Below are 18,465 nucleotides of genomic sequence, written 5' to 3'. Positions count from 1 at the left end.
CCGCTGCAGGGCGCTCAGGCAGCATCATGTATCGTAAGCCTCAGCAAATGGATAGGAGACACCATGTCCACGCTCTCCCCCATCTCAATCACCGAGATTCCCGGATTCAAGTTCGGGCACTTCACGGACCGCGCGGGCGGAACGGGATGCACGGCGATCGTCGCGCCCGAGGGCGCCGTCGGCGGCGTCGACGTGCGTGGGGCGGCGCCGGCATCGCGTGAAACGGACCTGCTCAAACCGGAGAACACCGTTGAGGAGGTACACGCCGTCGTATTGAGCGGCGGATCGGCCTTTGGTCTCGATGCCGCCTCGGGCGCCGCCAACGAACTCGAAAAGCATGGCATCGGCCTCGACGTGGGCTGCGGACGCGTGCCCATCGTATGTTCGAGCTGCCTGTTCGACCTTGCATTCGGCAACTCGCAGGCACGACCCACGAGCTTCGACGGGGCCATGGCAGTCCGCGAGGCGCTCATCACGCCCGAAAGCCTCCCACTCGCGGAGGGGTGCGTGGGCGCCGGTACCGGAGCCACCGTCGGCAAGCTCGGCGGACCCGAGCGCTGCATGAAGTCGGGACTCGGCGCACGCGCCTTCCAGCTTGGCAGCCTGCAGGTGGGCGCGGTGTCTGCCGTGAACGCCGTGGGCAACGTAGTCGACCCCGCCACCCTCCAGCCGATTGCCGGCATGCGCGCCACCGCTGACGGACTCGAGATCGTCAACATGGAAGAGGCGATGCTCGCCATGGGCGAGCAGGTCACCATGCCGCTCGACCGCACGAACACCACCATTTCCTGCATCGTCACCAATGCCTGCCTCACCAAAGCGCAGGCAACCAAAGTCGCCCAGATGGCAGCCGACGCCTATGCACACGCCATCCGCCCTACGCACACGACCAACGACGGCGACACCATCTATGTTCTCGCAAACGGCTCGCTTGGTGCCGATGCATCCGCGCGCATCCCGCTCGACCTGATCGGGCTCGTCGCCACACGCGCGCTTGAGGCGGCCATCGTCGCCGGGTGCACCGAGGCGACAGCCCTGCACGGGCTCCCCGCCCATCGCGACATCGCGGCCCCTTAATCAACGATCGGTCCCTCATCAGGCCCATCCAAACCGTTCGCGGACAACGCCCCGCCCCTCACCGGACATCCGGCAGGACGCGGGGCGTTGCTCTATGCTGATAGCATCTTTTGACCATCACGATATTCAAGGCTCCACGATGTCCGATTCAACTCCAAATCCCACCGTTCAAGACGCGCCGCGCAAGCATGGCATCAGCCTCATGGGGCTCATCGCACTCGTCATCAGCTCGGCAATCGGCTCGGGCGTGTTCGCTCTCTCCACAGATGTCTCGGCCGCCGCGGCCCCCGGACCTGCGCTCATTGCCTGGCTCATCACCGGAATCGGCTTCATGGGCCTTGCCACCACCTTTGGACGCCTCTCCATCGTCAAGCCCGAACTCGACGGCATCGTGGCTTACGCCCATGCGGGATTTGGCCCGTTCGTCGGATTCATCTCCGGATGGGGTTACTGGCTCTCGATTTGGATCGGCAACGTGGCGTTCGGCGTCATGCTCGTCACCGCCATCGGATATTTCTATCCTCCGTTCGCGGGCAACCTCACCATTCCGGGCGTGGAATTCATCTCTCTGTTGAACTGGGCGATTGTACTGCTCGTGAACCGCGGCGTGGAGCAAGCGAGCACGCTCAACACCATCGTCATGGTCTGCAAGCTCGTGCCCATCTTCTCGTTCATCATCGCAATGGTCTTCGTCTTCGATTTCGACGTGTTCACCGCGGACTTTTGGGGCAACGTCGCAAACAATCTCTACGGCGCATCGTACGCAAACGTAAACGGCACCGTGGTGGGTGCACCCGGACCCATTCCCAGGCAGATCGTCAACTGCCTCATGGTGATGATGTGGGTCTTCGTGGGCATGGAAGGCGCGAGCGTGCTGGGCCACCGCGCCGAACGCAAGTCCGATGTAAGCCGCGCCAGCATCCTGGGATGCACGGTACTCGTGGTCATCTACATCGCAGCGTCGATCCTGCCCTACGGCTATCTCACCCGTGAGGAGCTCATGGCGCTCGGCTCCCCGTCCATGCCCCACATCTTCGCGCGCGTCGTGGGACCTTGGGGCGGTGCGTTCATCTCCGCAGGCCTGATCATCTCCATTTTTGGCGCCTGGCTCTCCTTCACCATGTTGGCGTCCGAGGCGCTGTGCGGTATGGCGCAGATGAAGTTGCTGCCCCGTGCGTTCTCTCATCTAAACGCATACAGTGCGCCCACGGCCTGCCTGTTCACCACGGGCGCCATGGTTCAACTTCTCACCATCGTGATGATGTTCTCCAGCGAGGCATACCAGCTGGCTTACTCGCTCTGCACGGCGGCGATCACCATCAGCTGGACGCTCGCCGCCGCGTATATGGTCAAGCTCGGAATTGAGCAGCAAAAGCGGGGGCGGTCGGACCATCCCGAAGCCGTAGGAAACGCCGAGCATCCAAGCTCCGAACGCGTCCGTGGAACCGATTTGGCACTCGCTTCGTTCACGGTTGTGTTCCTCGTACTTGCCGTGGCACTTGCGGGTATCCAGCAACTCCTGTTGTGCTGCATCGCCTACATCCCCGGCATCTTCTTCTACAAGAAAGCCCAACGCGAAAGAGAAATGTTGCAGTAAACCTCGCTTCGAACGGCATCAAGCTCATCCAGCAACTGCTCGACCTGCGGGAATGACGGCTGAGTTTCTCTCGGTATTCGACCACTCGCCGATTCACTGCAACATATCTCACGGTTATGCCAGCTTGGCCGAAATACAGGCATACAATCACCCGAAATCGGATAGGATAACCGTATATTCGTGTGCGCCGCAGCATGGGGCGCACCATTCTCAATGGGAGGCAACCAATGAGCTTTTTCTCCAACATCACCAGCGTGTTCCACAACACTGAGAACACCGAGACCCCCGTTTCCGCCACGTTCGCATCCCGAAAGGACACGGTCTACGCGCCCATCTCCGGCATGCTCGTCGACCAGAAGGAAATCAACGACGAGGTCATCTCCCAGGGCCTGCTCGGCAAGGGCTACGGCATCCTGCCCGTCGGCAACGTCGTGTACGCCCCGGTGTCCGGCCGCGTTGACGTTGTGACCGTCACCAACCACGCCATCGGCATCCTGTCCGAAACGGGCGCCAAGGTTCTCATCCACGTCGGCCTGGACACCATCGACATGGATGGCAAGGGCTTCACCCGCTATGTCGAGGCGGGCGATATCGTCTCCGCCGGTCAGCCCATCCTGTCCTTTGACGACGAGGCCATCAAGGCCGCCGGCCATGACGATGTTGTGACCTGCGTGGTGAGCAACCCCCAGGAACTGGACGAGGTCCACGCGATCGGTTCCTCCAGCACCCTGCTCGGCGGCCGCCCGCTCGTGAAGGTCGGCGATCCGCTGATCGTCACCAAGTAAGCTATCCCGCAGCCCGTTCGCGCAAAGCACCGAAGCCCGGAAGGCCACAGGTCTTCCGGGCTTCTTCATGCCAACGAAGTACGCGAATGAACGCCGAAGTGCGCATTGAACCGACGCGCGAATCGACTATCCGGTCACATAGCGCCACTGGATGGAATCGCCATCGACAAGCTTGTAGGCACTGCACGCCATGTTGGGCAGCTTGCCGTTGACCGCATACATCCAGCCACTCGAGCCGCCGTGTTCCTTCTCCGCCAGCCCGTTGATGGAGCTCACATACACGCCGTGGATGCTGTCTTGCGAACCGATACTGAGACCCAAGGCGCACAGTGCGTCGTAGACCGTAGCGCCCTCCTCAAAGGTGAACGTACCGCTGCCGGAAACCGGTCCGCCCACTGCGCTGGAATCGACCAAGATGGAGACCGTCACGGTCTTGGACGCGGGCTTTTGCCCACCGCCCGCCGGTTTGTCGGCCTGGCCTCCCCCGCCCTGTTGCGAGGAACTGCCACCGGAATTGGGCTTTGATGAGGTCGATCCGTTCGCGGGGCCGCTGGGATTTCCGCTGGAGCCGTTGGACGAGGATGCCGAGGAGTTAGATCCGTCGGAGTCGGATGCGCTGGACTGGACCTTCGAACCGTTGTCACCCGAGGTGCTGGACGATCGGTCTCCCGAATCTTTGGACGAGTTCTCGACCGGAGTGGCGTAGGGGGCGACGAAGGCACCCCCATCCAACTCGGCATCGGATGTACCCCCATCCGAATTGGAACCCGTCTGCGCAGAGGTGACGTCGCCGCCCATGGACATCGCATCGGGATTGAGGGCGAAGTAACCCACGGAGCCCAAGACGAGCACGAGGGAAGCACCCGCGATCGCAAGCTGAACCTTCCTCCGACGGCGATCGGAGCGCCCGTCCGTGCTACCTCCATCTGTCGGAGCGTCCATCACGACGTCTCGACAGTGCATCTCCGCGGCATCCGCGGGCAACTCAGACGAAACGGCCCTCTTATCATCTGCCATATCGAACCTCCTAACGACGGCGCGAGACGGCCATCCACAAGCCTGACGTCACCAGTCCGGCAACGCCAACGACGCCCGCCGTGAACGCGACGCGGGCGGGCAGAGACATGCCATGGGCCGCATTGGCCTCAACGGTCGAAGCACCCTCGGAAACGGCCACGGACCCTGCCGTCTGTGACTTATCACCAGAATCGGAATCGGTTGTTCCCGCGCCGGAATTCGAGTCGGTTTGACCGTCGCCGTGGTCGCCACCAGCCTGACCGCCATTGTCGGTCTGGCCGCCGTTGCCGCCTCCGGTCTCACCGCCGTTGCCGCCTCCGGTCTCACCGCCGTTGCCGCCTCCGGTCTCACCGCCGTTGCCGCCTGTCTCACCGCCGCCGGAACCGCCGTCACCACCCTGGGCGGGACCGTTCCCCGCAATCTTGAACAGATGGCCAGAGTCGTTGGTGTAGTAGAGGTTGCCCTCCTCATCGCAGATGACCGAGGCCATGCAGTACTGAACCATGTCCGGCTTCGGTTGGAACAACACCTTGGCCTGGGCATCGCCCAGGCGATACACATACACTCCTCCACCGGCATCAAAGGAATTCGACACCTTGTTCGAGGTGAAGTAGACGTACGTCTCGTCATCCTGCACCGAGACGAGCGGCGCGCTCTTGATCTCGCCACGGATATCGGAACCATCGGCCTTCGTGATACTCGAAACGACGGTCATCGAAGACAGGTCGACGACGCTGAGCATACCCGGGGCCAACCACATCTTCCCCTCGCCCAATCCACCCACGAATGCATATCCGCCCACAATAGCGGGCGTGGAGGTGGAGTAGGCGGCAACCTTCACGCTGCCCACTTCGCAAACCGCGCCATGTTCGTCAATCGCAAGCTTGTGCAGCACACCGTCGTCACGCGAGACGGCATAAACGAAACCATCGGCCTCCACGAGCGACGTACGGAGGAAATGGTCACTCACATCGACGCTCGACACCTCACGCGAGAGGTCGGAGGTAAACACGTGGATGACACCGGCGTCATCGCCGATCACGAAGAAATCGCCCACGTTGACGCCGCCTGCCCAATAATACCCAGCTCCATTGTTGCGCATGTCTCCCGCCAGAGCCCCCGTGCGCAGGTTGTAACGCCGAACGGACCCCGAAGCGGTCGCCTCGCCTTCGCCAAACGCATCGAACGAGGACACGTATACGTAGCCGTCGCGTACCGTGAGCGTGCACAGGGATTGACCCTTTGAAGCCGCAGGAACAACCCAAATCGTCTCGAGAGTCTTTGCAGAAACCGCCTGCAAGTACCCACCAGACAGAGGAATCACGATGATGCCGTCTGCATACGCGGGGCGGCAGGTGCTGTCCATGGTGGAACCCAGCTGAACCTCCCGCTCGATCTTGCCCGTCGAGCGGTCAACGACCTGCAGGCGAGCGAGGCTATGAATGGGGCGCCATGTCTCCGGATCCTGCACCTCGGATGCCGTCACGATATAAATCTTGCCATCGATGATAAGTGGATCGGAGGCGTAGAGCTTCGCTCCCGCCTTGACCTCTTCGGCCGTAAGCAGGTTCTCAGCCCACGCAAGCTCACCGCCCTCCGTCGGCGTCAAGGCGTCAGTCACCGAACCGGTGCCGCCGTTGATGAACCCGTTCCATTGCGCATCGAGATCAGGGTGCTCGGCGTCGGGATTGACGATCACATCCGCCTGAGGCAGCACGGTCACGCCGTCGTCGAGGTAGCGCAACTCGATGGTCACGCCGTCTCTAACCGGACAGGTCGTGGCAGCGCCCTCGGAACCTTGGCCGTACTCGCCGTTGATGAAGAATGCCCAATATCGATAGGGCTTGTTGAAGTCGCTATCGAGTGTGATACCGTCCGGCGTGGTGATGCTCATCGGACCGGCCGCGTTGAGCGCATAGGTGTATCCGGCCCCATCGAGTAGTCCCGCGAACACATCCCAGGCGGTGGCGCCCTCCTCCATGGGCAGCGTCACCTCGGTGAGCGGGATCCAGTCGCGCTGCTCACGCGTGCCGTCGTCCTTGACCGCATCCAAGCCGGTCACGCGCGCATTAACCGTCAGCGTGCGACCAGCCTCGGGGCTCTCGGCACCCGTGGCACCCAAAACGGTGTACATCGCGCTAACCGGCTGGTTGACGAGCTGCTGGAGCTTAATATTTTGAGGATGGGCCTCGGCAAGGGACTCGAAAGCCTTATAGGTGAGCGTCGAGTCGATGCGGACCTTGGTGTTATACGCAGGCTGCGTGACAAGTAGGTTCTCATGAGCCACAACGGACGGGCGCGACGAGCGGAATAGACGCCACTGCGCCGATCCCATGGGATCGTAACCGGGCAGGTCGACAGGCACGATACCCGCATCGTCACGCTCATCGAAGGTGCGCGCCCAAACAACGGAGCCGTCTGGTGTGGGAGAGGCGCTCTGGAAGGTATCGAGGCCATCCATAACCTCGTCTGGCGAGGCGTTGGCGCCCAGCAACGCTGCGGCGTAGCCGGCCTTCACCCTGCCCATGAAGTCGATGGCGGCATCAATCTCGGCATTCGTGACCACGGCGGGCGTGAACGTGCCCAGCTCGCGCGTAACGGCCACGTCCTCATAGGTGAGCCGTGCGGTGATGGTCGCGGAACGGGGCTCCTCCCCCTCGAGATTGCCAGTCACCACGCCTCGATAGGTGTTGATGCGAATCGTCGCGGGATCGCTGCTTTCGTAGGAGAGTTTGTACGCGCGGCCGTCGATGCCGAGCGCTCGGGGCGTAGGGAGCTTGAGGTCGCCGGCGACCGCTGAGGGGTTCAGCGTGCCGCCCTGCATCAGGCCGACTTTGGCCTTGGCAAGCACAGAGGACAGCTCGCGCTCAATCTGCTCGACCGTGGCGTCGGAGCGCGGCTCGACCGAAAGGGGACGCTCCACGGCGATCGTCTTGTCGGACAGGCCCGAGGCGCCGGCCATCTTAATCGTGGCGGTGAGCACCACGTTGGCGGGTGCGGCGGGATGCGTGAAGGAAACCGAGGCCGCATTATACGAGGAGACTACCTTGGCGACCCTGGCATTGGAGGAGGTCCACTCGATGCTTGCGACGGTCTTCCGCGTTTTTGCGTCGACGACCTTGAACGGCAGCTCGAGCTTCGTGATGGCTTCGGGAACGGAGCCCTGGGCGAATTCAGCTGGAAGCTCAACATTGTCAAAGGTGCGGGTGAGATACTCCTCCACACGCGCATCGTCCCACGGCAACTGAGAGGTGCGCTCGGGAGTGAAGGTGTCGGTCGCGTCACCGCAGGTCAGCCGATACGTGGGCTGAAAACGACGCAGCACCGTGTAGTCGGTGCTGCTCGTGCGCTCCACGGGCGGCAAGAAGAAGAACTCGATATCGCCGTTGGAGGCGCCATCGGTGGTGTCGATCGAACCGCGGGCAGTAGGCTCGTATTTCTCCATGCCGGAACTCACCACATGGCTCGCGACACCGGTCACGCCGAGTTTTTCCAGGCGCGCCTCGATCATGGTGTTGAGGTTGGCGTCGGCACCGAACGCGGGCGCGGGGTAGTAGCCTCTGAAACCGTCCTTCTCGAGCGCTGCGATTGCGGCGGCGAGTTTGGCCTCGTTCTCGGCGGATCCGGCGGCGGCCACGGGGCCCACAGCCTCGGACGCCACGGTGTTGCGCGAGGTCGCCTCAACTTTGATGTGGCTACCGGCAAGCGAGGCGTCGAGCGTGAGCGCGGGACCGGTGGCGCCAGGGATAGGGGCGAACTTGTTCGTGGTGCTCGGGGCCGCCAGCCAGCGGTACGTCACGCCGGCCGTCGCCTCCTGCTCGCCGGACCAGCCGCCCTCCTCAAAGGCGGTGGCGCGCAAGGTGGCCCCGACCTTGGCCTTGCCGGAAAGCCCCACGCGCACCAGATCGGTCTTGCCGTCCGTCACCTGAGCGCTCGAGGCGGACACCCACACCACGCTGCCGCCGGGGTTGACCACGCGCGCGGCGAGGCACTTGCCGATCAGGCCCTCGGGCACGGTGAAGGAGCGCTTCGTGGCACCCTCGATGGCCGCGTAGCCCTTGGCCTTCCAGGCGGTGTCACCGGAAGCGTAGTCGACCTTCTGCTCGCCCACGTACCACTGGAAGGCCATGCCCTCGTAGTCGCGGTCGGAAAAGTCGTACTCGTCACCCCAGTCGGGGTCCTCATAGGTGGCGTCGATGCGCAGCTCCTGACCCACGCCGATCTTGCGGGGATCCGATCCGTTCTTGTCGTGGATGTAGATGTAATCCGCGTCGAGGCCCGCGCGGGCGGAGCGGTCGTCTGCGCTCGCGGCAGGTGCGGCGCCATCCGCAGGCGCGTCGTCAGCTGGGGTAGCAGGCGCATCATCGCGGGCGGGAGCGGCTGGCTCGGGTGCCGGCGCGGAAGGTTGCTCGCCCTTTTCGGCATCCCCCGCAGGTGCGGCGGCCTCCTCGTGGCCCTCCCCCGCAACCAGGCCGCCTGCGGCAACCGCCGCGTCGACGTCCGCGCGGGGCTCCTGCGCAGCCGCAGCAGCCTGAGCCAACACATCCTGCGCATCCTCGACGGCCTGCGCCCATGCGGGCGCGGGCACGCCACTCGACAGCATTGTGAATGAGAGCACCGCCACGAGGGCCTTGTGCCAAACAGGCACCTTGAACCCTCCGCGAGGCGAGCGGCAATTACATCCGATCATATCGGATCCCTTCCCCCAGGGTCGGCGCCCCTCAATGAAGGGCACGCTCAGATGGGAGGCGATCCGACTTGTCATCATCCGATTGCGCGCGCCGTCCGATCTACGACGCTCACAGCGCAGCCGTCCGAGTTACGGTTACTGGTATAGCCGGGGACTTGCACCCCGATTCCCCTGGACGCCTTAAGCGTCCGTGCGTCTCCGCACCACCATCTCGACCATATTGCTATATCTGGGATATCGTAACACGGCATCCGGCCGTCTATCGGTTCTCGATACTGCCGATGTTCCTCAACTCGATAGAGATCAACCCGTTGGGCTCATTGACGAACTGCACGTAGTCGGTGTCTTTAAGCATCTCCGCGGGGAAGCTGATCTCGATGCCGGTGTCGGTGCGAATCTTGTGGTTGCGCACGGGCGCGCGCTCCACCACGGCGCGCTCCACCGCCACGCGTTCGGGCAGGCGCTCCTCGCGCACGCGCTCCTCGACGCGTTCCTTGAGCACGGGCTCGTCCTCGAAGATGTCCTCGGCGATATCCCAGGGGGCGATTTCCTCGTCAACCTCGACCTTCTCGGCCACGGCGGCCTTGGCCTTGGCAAGCGCCACTGCCGTGTTGGCGCCGTGCTCCTCGGCGACCTCCTCGACAATGCGCGTCACGGCCTCGATGACCTCCTTGCCCGAGACGCCGCTTTCGCACTGGAGCAAGCCGTCGGGAATGATGAAGGTATCCTCGCCCATGATCTTGCGCTTCTTGTCCACATAGAACGCCTCCATGGAGCTCGCGCGCACGAGCGCGTAGGAGCTGACCTTTTGCGAGGGTCCCGGCAGGATGGCGTAGCGCTTCGCGATGTCGTTGCGGACCTCGCCCCCCTCGCGCGCCACCTCGTGCATGAAGGCGGTGCGGCTCGCCATGAGCAGCACGGCGAACCAACGCACGTCATCGTCATCGTCGAAGTCGGCAACGAGGACGTCGGTGGACTCCATTTTGTCCGCTTTGGCGAGCTCGGCCGCGAAGAACTCCGCGATCTGCTGCGACAGGTCCACGAACTCCCGGTCGCCGAAGAAATAACCCTTGAGCTCGCCGGCGAAGGCGCTCTCCTCGGAGAACGCCGCACGTCGATTGTCCACACTCGTGCGGGCTCGACGCAGATGCGAACTCACGAACGAGCGGACGGCACGGGTATCGAAGTCGATCTCGAGCTCGCTCATGACGTTCACGGCGGAATCGAAATCGAGGATATGCAGGATAGCGTGGTTGATCTTCACGGGCGGGCTCCTTTGGATGCGCTTGAACCTGGCCATTATACCCGCGCCGCGCAAAGGCGCCTTTGGTGACGAAGTCACAGACTCGGACCGCGCCGAACCGTATGGTGTATGTCGAACAAGAAACGCGGGCGAGGCGCCCGCACGCAAAGGAAAGGCGTCCGCCATGTCCATCTTCTCCAGCATCTTCGGCCCCGGCATCAACGAGCTCGCCGTCCAGGCGCGGGAGACACCCGGCAGCATCATGATCGATGTCCGTACCCCGGATGAGTACCGCGGCGGACACATCGAGGGTGCCATGAGCATCCCGCTGGTCTCCATCCCCGCAACCGCCGCCAAACGCCTGCCCGACAAGAACGCGCCCATCTTCGCCTACTGCCTCTCCGGCGCCCGCAGTGCACAAGCGGTGCGCGAACTCGAGCGCCAGGGGTATACCAATGTCGTGAACATGGGCGGCATCGGCCGTTGGTCCGGCCCGTTGGCACGCTAACGAACCGCCTCGACGACCCCCATCCGCATGGACCTCACCGAAAGGAGCCCAATCATGAAAGTCATCATCGTCGGCGGCGTCGCCGGAGGAGCAACCGCCGCGGCCCGCCTGCGCCGTCTGGATGAGAACGCCGAAATCATCATGATCGAGCGTTCCGGATACGTGAGCTACGCCAACTGCGGCCTGCCCTACTACATCGGCGGGACCATCACCGATCGCTCCAAGCTCACGTTGCAGACACCGCAGAGCTTCCGCAACCGCTTCGACATCGATGCCCGTGTGCGCCAGGAGGTCGTCGCCATCGACCGCGCCGCCCGCACCGTCACCGTGCGTCGCCTGGACGACGGCACCGAGTACGTCGAGGGCTACGACAAGCTGATCTTGTCCCCCGGCGCCCGCCCCGTGACGCCCGACCTACCCGGCATCGATGCCGGGCGCCTGTTCACGCTGCGCACTGTCGAGGACACCTACGCAGTCGCCGACTTCATCGACCGCGAGCAGCCGCGGCGCGCCACCGTCGTGGGCGCCGGCTTCATCGGGCTGGAGATGGCCGAGAACCTGCGCGAACGGGGCCTTGAAGTCACGGTCGTGCAGCGCGGCGAGCACGTCATGCCCGTTTTTGACGCAGACATGGCCTCACTGCTCCACAATCATCTCCGCGAGCACGGCGTCGAGCTGCTGCTCAAAGCCGACGTCACCGGCTTTGAGGAGACATCGGACGCGATCTTTACCACCCTCGCAGATGGACGCGTCCTCGAAAGCGACCTCGTCATGCTCTCCATCGGCGTGGCGCCCGAATCCACCCTCGCCCGCGAGGCCGGCCTCGAGCTCGGCATGCGCGGATCCATCAAGGTCGATGCCACCATGCGCACGAGCGATCCGGATATCTACGCCGTTGGCGACGCCGTCGAGGTCACCAACGTGGTGACCGGATCCCCCGCCCTGATTGCACTCGCCGGTCCCGCCAACAAGCAGGGCCGTATCGCCGCAGACAACATCTGCGGCCGCGAGAGCGAGTTCGGAGGATCCCAAGGCTCTTCCGTCCTCAAGTTGTTCGAGCTCGATGCCGCCTCCACCGGCCTCACCCTCACCGCGGCGCGCGCTGCGGGGATCGATGCCGACGCGGTCATCCTCTCCCCCGCCAATCACGCCACCTACTACCCCGGTGCCGAGACCATGACCCTCAAGGTCGTCTTCGAGCGCGGGACCGGGCGTATCCTGGGCGGGCAGGCCATCGGACGCGGCGGCGTGGACAAGCGCATCGACGTACTTGCCGTGGCCATCCGCGCCCGCATGACCGCCGCCGACCTCACCGAGCTCGACCTCGCCTACGCCCCTCCATATTCCTCTGCCAAAGACCCGGTGAACATGGCCGGCTTCATGATCGAGAACATTCTCGATGGTCTGGTCGACCAGGTCACGTGGGACGAGGCACTCGAGCTCGTCGCCGAAGACGGCGACGCAATCCTGCTCGACACGCGCACCGCCGGCGAGCGCTCACGCGGTGGCATCGAGGGCGCGCTGAACATTCCCGTAGACGAGCTTCGCGAGCATCTGGATGAGCTGCCCCGCGACAAGCGCCTGCTTGTCTTTTGCGCGAGCGGCCTTCGCAGCTACGTCGCCTGCCGCATCCTCTCTCAACACGGCTTCTCATGTGCCAACGTCGCTGGCGGCTATGGATTCCATACGCAAGTGAAACGTGGCAGCGCCGCTCCTCACGCCTGCGTCGGCGACTGCGGTCTGCCCGTCTAGGAGGACCGCCCCGTCTCAATTTGTACCTGTCCCCAATTGAGACGTTCGATACCATGGGGGCATATCGGTCCCATTGGGAAGGAGCGCGCCATGACGGCGGAGCAGTCAGCGATCGAACGAGGCCTGCAGGAGCTCGTTCCATTTTGGGGAAACCTCGACCTTAACCAGCGGGCCTTCCTCGCTCAACGCAGCCGTCTCATGCAGTTCGACGCGGGCGACCACGTCCAGGGCGCGGGTGCCGGCTGTGCCGGAGTGGTCTTTGTCCGCAGCGGGCGCCTGCGCGCGTTCATGCTCTCCGACCAGGGACGTGAGGTCACGCTCTTCCACGTGCAGCCCGGCGAGTGCTGCGTACTCGCGGCCTCGTGCATCCTGCCCATGATCACCTTCGACATCGCGCTGGATGCGGCCGAAGACTCCGACCTGCTCATCGTCGACTCGCAAGCTTTCGGTACCGTGTCACAGGAAAATATCCACGCCGAAGCGTTCACCTATCGCCAGGCCACCGAACGATTCAGCGACTGTATGTGGGTCATGCAACAGGTGCTGTTCATGGGCCTCGACACGCGCCTCGCTATCTGGCTGCTCGACGAAGTCGCCCGAAGCGGCTCCAAGACCATCTACGCCACGCACGACGAGATCGCCCGCCACCTCGGCAGCGCCCGCGAGGCCGTCAGTCGCATGCTCAAATACTTCGCCCGAGAGGGGCTCGTCGAACTCGCACGCGGCTCAATCGAGCTCGTCGATGTAAAACGTCTGCGCCTTCTGACCACCTGACGAAACGACCATGCAAGATCAGCGGCGGCGCGCAGGAACCCCAATCGATGCCCCACCGCCGTAAGGATCGCACAAACGCGCATGCACCGGGCAGCCTACTTCTGCTCCCCGTGCTCCCGCTCGCCAGCGCGCTTTTTGATTGCGTCGATTGCCGGACTCGCCGTCTTGATCGAATCGATGATGCCGCTCGCCGCATCGGCAGCCCGCTCGACCGTCGCGGTCTTCACGAATGACACGATCACATCTTTGACGAATTGCTGCAGATCGTCGTCAAGTCCCTCAATGGCCTTGAGCATGAGCGGCACGTTCGTCTTGCGGTCGGCCATGATATCCGAGAAATGCGTGGCACCCGTCACTCCGATGACGTCGAACAAGGCGTCGACGAAGCGTCCACGCTCGTCTAACGTGTATTTGTCCATCCACGCATCGAGGGTCGCGTTGAAGAAACGCGAAGAGGCCGTGTAGCCTTCGGCGCGCACGAACTCCGCCACCTCAACGTCCACCATCCACAAAAACGGGTTGTGCTGGAACATCGAGATGCCGTCGCTCTCCACAATCGTCGGCGCAAAATCCGGCGCCTCCGAGAGCACCGCACCAATCATGGTCGACTTGGGCACCGTCTTCTCCATGATGGGCATGATGCGCCGATAGGGATCGCCTGCGCAGAACTCACGGTGAAATCCCGGCCCATCATGGGAGAAAACGCGCTTGATGCGCGCACGATGTTGAGGCATGCACATCGCCGCGGCATAGACCGCAAGGTTGCCGCCCTTTGAATGGCCACCCACATACAGCTCACCCGGCGTGCGAGCCGCCACTTCGTCCAGATATGCGGCCGCCTCCTCCTGCGCGGGCACGGGGCTCAGATAGGTCATGTTGAAATCTTCCTTCCAGCCCACGACGGTGGAATCCGTACCGCGAAACGCGATGTAGGATGTGCCGTCGGGCAGACGGAAGGTCATGGCGGCAAATTGCTCCTCGCTCACCTTATCCGTTCGGAATCGAAGATCGCACAGGCGGCAGGTACGAAACCGCGGGCTCGCGCACACCGCGAACAGCAAATCGCGACTACCCTGCTCATCCCAGCTCGAACCGAACATGCCCTTGAAATCCTCCGCACGCAACAACTCGTGCAGCGCGATGTCGCGCACGGTGCATGCGCGCGTGAGCTCCGGCCCGATATGCGCGTAGGAGAGCCAGGAGAACACGAGGCTGTCGACGGCACAAAGCGACCGTTCGTCGAACGTGTCCATACGCTCGCGCACGTATTCCAAGAAGTTCCCAGCGGGCTTTGCCTTCAGTGGCAATCTCCCCTTCTCGTCCATGGCGCCTCAACCCCTCTCACCGATCTCCCATTTGGACCATTCTATCCCCTTGGTCGGACGCAAAAGACGTTCGTAGTCGGAGGCAATCGCGGCCACCGTGAACGATTTGCAAGGCCCCGGCCCGATCGGTAAAGGAAACCCCCGGCCCATATGCGGACCGGGGGCGAGACAAAGCGGAGCGCAACGAAGCGCCCGCCGTGTTGGTGTTGATGACTAGTCGTTCAGACCGGCCTCGTCGACGATGGCCTTGAGGGCCGCCGCGGACTTCTGGAACTCGGCGTTCTCCTCCTCGGACAGGGAGACGGGCACGCGCGTGACCACGCCGTTGCGGCCGACGACGGTCGGCACGGAGATGCACAGGTCGTTCAGACCGTACTCGCCTACCATGAGGCTGGAGACGGGCAGGACGCAGTCCTCATCGTGCATGATGGCGGTGCAGATGCGGCGGACGGACATGGCGATGCCGTAGTAAGTAGCGCGCTTCTTCTCGATAATCTCGTAGGCGCTGTTCTTCACCTCGTCGGCGATGCGACGCTCGGACTCCTCGTGATTGTAGTGGCCGTGCAGCTCGCAGTAAGTGGACAGCGGCACGCCGGCAACCGTGGCGCTGGACCACGCGGCGACCTCGGAGTCGCCGTGCTCGCCCACGATGTAGGCATGGACATCGCGCGGGTCGACATCGAGGTGCTCGCCGAGCATGTACTTGAGGCGGGCGGTGTCCAGCACGGTGCCGGAGCCGATGACCTGGCCCTCGGGCAGGCCGCTCATCTTGATGGCGGCATACGTAAGAACGTCGACCGGGTTGGAGACGATGAGCAAGATGCCGTTGAAGCCGCTCTCGCGGATCTGTGGGATAATGCTGCCGAAGATGGAGATGTTCTTGTTCACGAGGTCAAGACGGGTCTCGCCGGGCTTCTGGGCGGCACCGGCGGTGACCACGATCACGGCGGCGTCGGAGACGTCGGAGTAATCACCGGCATAGATCTTCATGGGGTTGCCGAAGGACACACCGTGCGCGATGTCGAGGGCCTCGCCCTCGGCGCGAGCGCGATCGACGTCGATCAGGACCATCTCGGAGAACAGGCCGCTCTGCATGAGCGCGAAAGCCGAGGAGGAACCGACGAAGCCGCAACCGACGACGGCAACCTTGCGATCGTTCACCATGTTTACTCTTCCTTTCCCCCATCGCATCGATGGGCGATACAGTCTGCCCGCTTTGGACAGCCCACGGGATATTCGGCATCGTTCGCCGAATTATCCTTGTGTTTAGGCGATAACTCGATTATAGAACAATCCCTCGCAAGGCTAGCCCAAAATACCCGCTTCTTCGATTGCGGAAACGGCGCGCTCAAGCCCCTCGGGAGGCAGCACGAGCGCCATGCGGACATATCCCTCACCGTGGGGGCCGAAGCTCGCTCCCGGGGTCACGATAACGCCGGCCTTCTCCATGAGTTCCTCGCAGAACGCCATCGAATCGGTGCGACCGCCGGGCAGCTTCACCCACACGAACATGGAACCGTGCGCGTTCGGGCGCTCCCAACCCAGGCGCTCGAGACCGTCGCACAGGGCGTCGCGGCGCTCCTGGTACTTGAGGCGCTGCGCCTCGACCTCCTCGAGCGGGCCCTCGAGCGCGGCGATGGCGGCCTTCTGGACGGGCATGAACATGCCAAAGTCGATCTGACTGCGCAGTTTGGTGAAAGCGGCGACCACGTCAGGGCGTCCCACCAGAAAACCGATGCGCGCGCCCGTGACGTTGAAGGACTTGGAGAGGGAGAAGAACTCGACACCCACCTCGAGCGCACCGGGATGCGCCAGAAACGTACCGCCGGCGGGACCGTCGAACACGATGTCGGAATAGGCGTTGTCGTGCACGATGAGCAGGTCGTGCTCACGGGCGAACGCGATGAGCTCGTCGTACAGGGCGTCGTTACCCACGGAGCCTACGGGGTTGGCGGGAAGCGACACGATCATGTACTTGGCGCGGTCGGCAACCTCGGGATCGATGCCGGCGACATACGGGAGGAAATCGTGCTCGGCGTCGAGCGGGTAATACGCGAGCTCGGCGTCGGCGATCTTGGCACCCGCCTCGAAGACGGGGTAACACGGGTCGGGCACGAGGATCGTGTCGCCGGAATTCAGCAGCGCCAGACCCAAGTGACCGACGCCCTCTTGAGTGCCGTTGCAAGAGGCGACCATGTCGGGCGTGATGCCCGCGACGCCAAAGCGGCGCTCGTAGTAGTCGCAAACAGCCTGCTTGAGCTCGGGCAGATCGCGTAGTGAGTACTTCCACATCTGCGGGTCCTGGGCAGCCTGCGTGAGAGCCTCGACCACGTGCGGGTACGGCGCGAAGTCGGGGGTGCCCACGGACAGGTTGTAGATGGTGCGGCCCTGCTCCTCAAGCGCGACGCGACGGGCGTTTAGGGACGAGAAAACCTCGGCGCCGAAGCGGTCGAGGCGATGGGAGAACTGCATGGGCTGTTCCTTTCTCACAGATGGCGCCGAACATGGCGGATTCACTCGTATGAGAAAAGGGGCCGAAAGCCCCTTTCCCCTTTGACTATACGCCATGTATCTCGCCGAAACCACGGTCGTCCAGCGACGAGAGCCTCTACTTCACCAGGCGGACCTCGATGCCTTTCTCATATTCCTCGACGTGCGCGAAATCGCCCAGGCCGGCGCATTCGACCACATTGGCACCGGTTGCCATGGAACGGCGCAACGCGTCCTCCACGCGGTCGCGCTCGGAGAACCACATGGACAGGAAGGCCGCAAGCGAAGAGTCGCCGGCGCACACCGTGGAACGGACCTCGACCTCGAAGGTGCGGTTGGCAAACCAGATGTGCTCACCGTTCGAGAAGTACGCGCCCGATCCGCCCAGGGTGAGCAGGACATTTTGCGCCCCGCGGGCATGCAGCTCGGCCATGGCGGCGGCAACGGATTCCTCGTCGCCGGCATGAACGTCGATGCCGAAGATATCACGCAGCTCATCATCGTTGGGCTTGATGAGCAGGGGCTCGAGTCCGAGCAGGTCGGCGAGCTGGGGGCTTGAGATGTCGAGCACGAATTGCGCCCCGCGGGCACGGACGCGCTCGATGGCGCCTCGCAGGAAGCCCTCGGAGGCATTCGGCGGCAGCGAACCCGAGATCGCCAGGCAATCGAGGTCCTCGAGCCCATCGATGAGCTCGAACATGGCTCTCTCGTCCGCATCGGTGATGGCAGCACCGGAGTTCACCATGTTGTACTCGGTATCGGGACCCGCATTCAGGAAAACGTTCACACGCGTAATGCCCTCGGTCCAAACGGGATGAACGTCGACCCCGAGCTCGCGGGCGCCTTCGACGATGTAACGGCCGGAAAAGCCGGCGAAAAAGCCGAGAATTGCGGTGTCAACGCCGTAGTGATTGAGTGTGAAGGAGACGTTCAGCCCCTTGCCGTTGGGAGTGTACACGGCATCGCGCGTGCGCGTGACCGTATTGGGCTGCAGACCGTCGCAGGAGATGTTGTAGTCGATGGCCGGATTGGGGGTGAGAGTGTAAATCAAGGTGTTCCCTTTCTCGAAGCTGCCGTGAATCACCGCGAAGTCGCCGTGAAACAGAAATAGAAGGCACGTGAGGCGCCCAGCCACATGAATCCGGGCGGCCCAAAACATATCTGTACGTTTTGGGGAAGGTTTTGGGGTGCTTGAAGGATATGCGCC

At 63.3% G+C, this 18,465-nt stretch carries 13 protein-coding genes and 1 riboswitch; of the genes, 6 read left to right on the top strand and 7 right to left on the bottom strand.

Annotation, left to right across the window (positions count from 1 at the left end):
- Positions 1–63: 63 nt before the first annotated feature.
- From FY258_RS02935 to FY258_RS02925, 3 genes are all read left to right on the top strand, one after another.
- Positions 64–1,077: a P1 family peptidase gene (locus tag FY258_RS02935; protein ID WP_118102983.1), complete on the top strand. Its 1,014-nt coding sequence runs from the start codon at positions 64–66 to the stop codon at positions 1,075–1,077.
- Positions 1,078–1,216: 139 nt separating this feature from the next.
- Positions 1,217–2,674, top strand: a complete 1,458-nt coding sequence (locus tag FY258_RS02930) for a basic amino acid/polyamine antiporter (protein WP_118102981.1) — start codon at positions 1,217–1,219, stop codon at positions 2,672–2,674.
- Between the two features lie 227 nt (positions 2,675–2,901).
- The gene (locus FY258_RS02925) at positions 2,902–3,459 is read left to right on the top strand and encodes a PTS sugar transporter subunit IIA (protein WP_118102979.1); all 558 of its coding nucleotides are present in this window, start codon (positions 2,902–2,904) and stop codon (positions 3,457–3,459) included.
- 126 nt (positions 3,460–3,585) lie between these two features.
- Here FY258_RS02925 and FY258_RS02920 read toward each other — a convergent pair whose 3' ends face one another.
- The 3 genes from FY258_RS02920 to FY258_RS02910 all read right to left on the bottom strand — a co-directional run bounded on the left by FY258_RS02920 (position 3,586) and on the right by FY258_RS02910 (position 10,430).
- The gene (locus FY258_RS02920) at positions 3,586–4,476 is read right to left on the bottom strand and encodes a DUF4430 domain-containing protein (RefSeq protein WP_118102977.1); all 891 of its coding nucleotides are present in this window, start codon (positions 4,474–4,476) and stop codon (positions 3,586–3,588) included.
- Positions 4,477–4,486: 10 nt separating this feature from the next.
- Complete coding sequence (locus FY258_RS02915; RefSeq protein ID WP_182279389.1) at positions 4,487–9,124, bottom strand: PQQ-binding-like beta-propeller repeat protein; 4,638 nt, start codon at positions 9,122–9,124, stop codon at positions 4,487–4,489.
- 151 nt (positions 9,125–9,275) lie between these two features.
- Positions 9,276–9,354, bottom strand: a riboswitch (adenosylcobalamin-variant (AdoCbl-variant) riboswitch).
- A 71-nt stretch (positions 9,355–9,425) separates the two neighbouring features.
- Entirely contained in the window at positions 9,426–10,430 is a 1,005-nt protein-coding gene (locus FY258_RS02910) for a nucleoid-associated protein (protein WP_118102975.1), read from the bottom strand.
- A gap of 163 nt (positions 10,431–10,593) precedes the next feature.
- Between FY258_RS02910 and FY258_RS02905 the strand changes: the two genes are divergently transcribed.
- The 3 genes from FY258_RS02905 (at position 10,594) to FY258_RS02895 (ending at position 13,443) form a co-directional block, all read left to right on the top strand.
- Entirely contained in the window at positions 10,594–10,917 is a 324-nt protein-coding gene (locus tag FY258_RS02905; protein ID WP_118102973.1) for a rhodanese-like domain-containing protein, read from the top strand.
- Between the two features lie 54 nt (positions 10,918–10,971).
- Positions 10,972–12,669 (top strand): FAD-dependent oxidoreductase, encoded by a 1,698-nt coding sequence (locus FY258_RS02900; RefSeq protein WP_182279388.1) that lies wholly within the window; start codon positions 10,972–10,974, stop codon positions 12,667–12,669.
- A gap of 90 nt (positions 12,670–12,759) precedes the next feature.
- Positions 12,760–13,443: a Crp/Fnr family transcriptional regulator gene (locus FY258_RS02895; protein WP_118102969.1), complete on the top strand. Its 684-nt coding sequence runs from the start codon at positions 12,760–12,762 to the stop codon at positions 13,441–13,443.
- Positions 13,444–13,538: 95 nt separating this feature from the next.
- Here the strand turns inward: FY258_RS02895 and FY258_RS02890 are convergent, their stop codons facing one another.
- The 4 genes from FY258_RS02890 to FY258_RS02875 form a co-directional block, all read right to left on the bottom strand.
- Positions 13,539–14,768 carry a DUF2974 domain-containing protein gene (locus FY258_RS02890; protein ID WP_118102967.1) on the bottom strand — a complete coding sequence of 410 codons (1,230 nt, stop codon included), beginning with the start codon at positions 14,766–14,768 and terminating at the stop codon, positions 13,539–13,541.
- Positions 14,769–14,981: 213 nt separating this feature from the next.
- Positions 14,982–15,932, bottom strand: a complete 951-nt coding sequence (locus FY258_RS02885) for an L-lactate dehydrogenase (protein WP_118102965.1) — start codon at positions 15,930–15,932, stop codon at positions 14,982–14,984.
- Positions 15,933–16,073: 141 nt separating this feature from the next.
- A complete protein-coding gene (locus FY258_RS02880) occupies positions 16,074–17,240 on the bottom strand; it encodes a pyridoxal phosphate-dependent aminotransferase (RefSeq protein ID WP_118102963.1) in 1,167 nt (388 codons plus the stop codon).
- Between the two features lie 136 nt (positions 17,241–17,376).
- Positions 17,377–18,309 (bottom strand): 1-phosphofructokinase family hexose kinase, encoded by a 933-nt coding sequence (locus FY258_RS02875; RefSeq protein ID WP_118102961.1) that lies wholly within the window; start codon positions 18,307–18,309, stop codon positions 17,377–17,379.
- Between the last annotated feature and the right edge of the window lie 156 nt (positions 18,310–18,465).

The organism is Collinsella intestinalis (assembly GCF_902364775.2).
Classification (GTDB): domain Bacteria; phylum Actinomycetota; class Coriobacteriia; order Coriobacteriales; family Coriobacteriaceae; genus Collinsella.
This window is presented reverse-complemented; position numbering and strand designations above follow the sequence as displayed.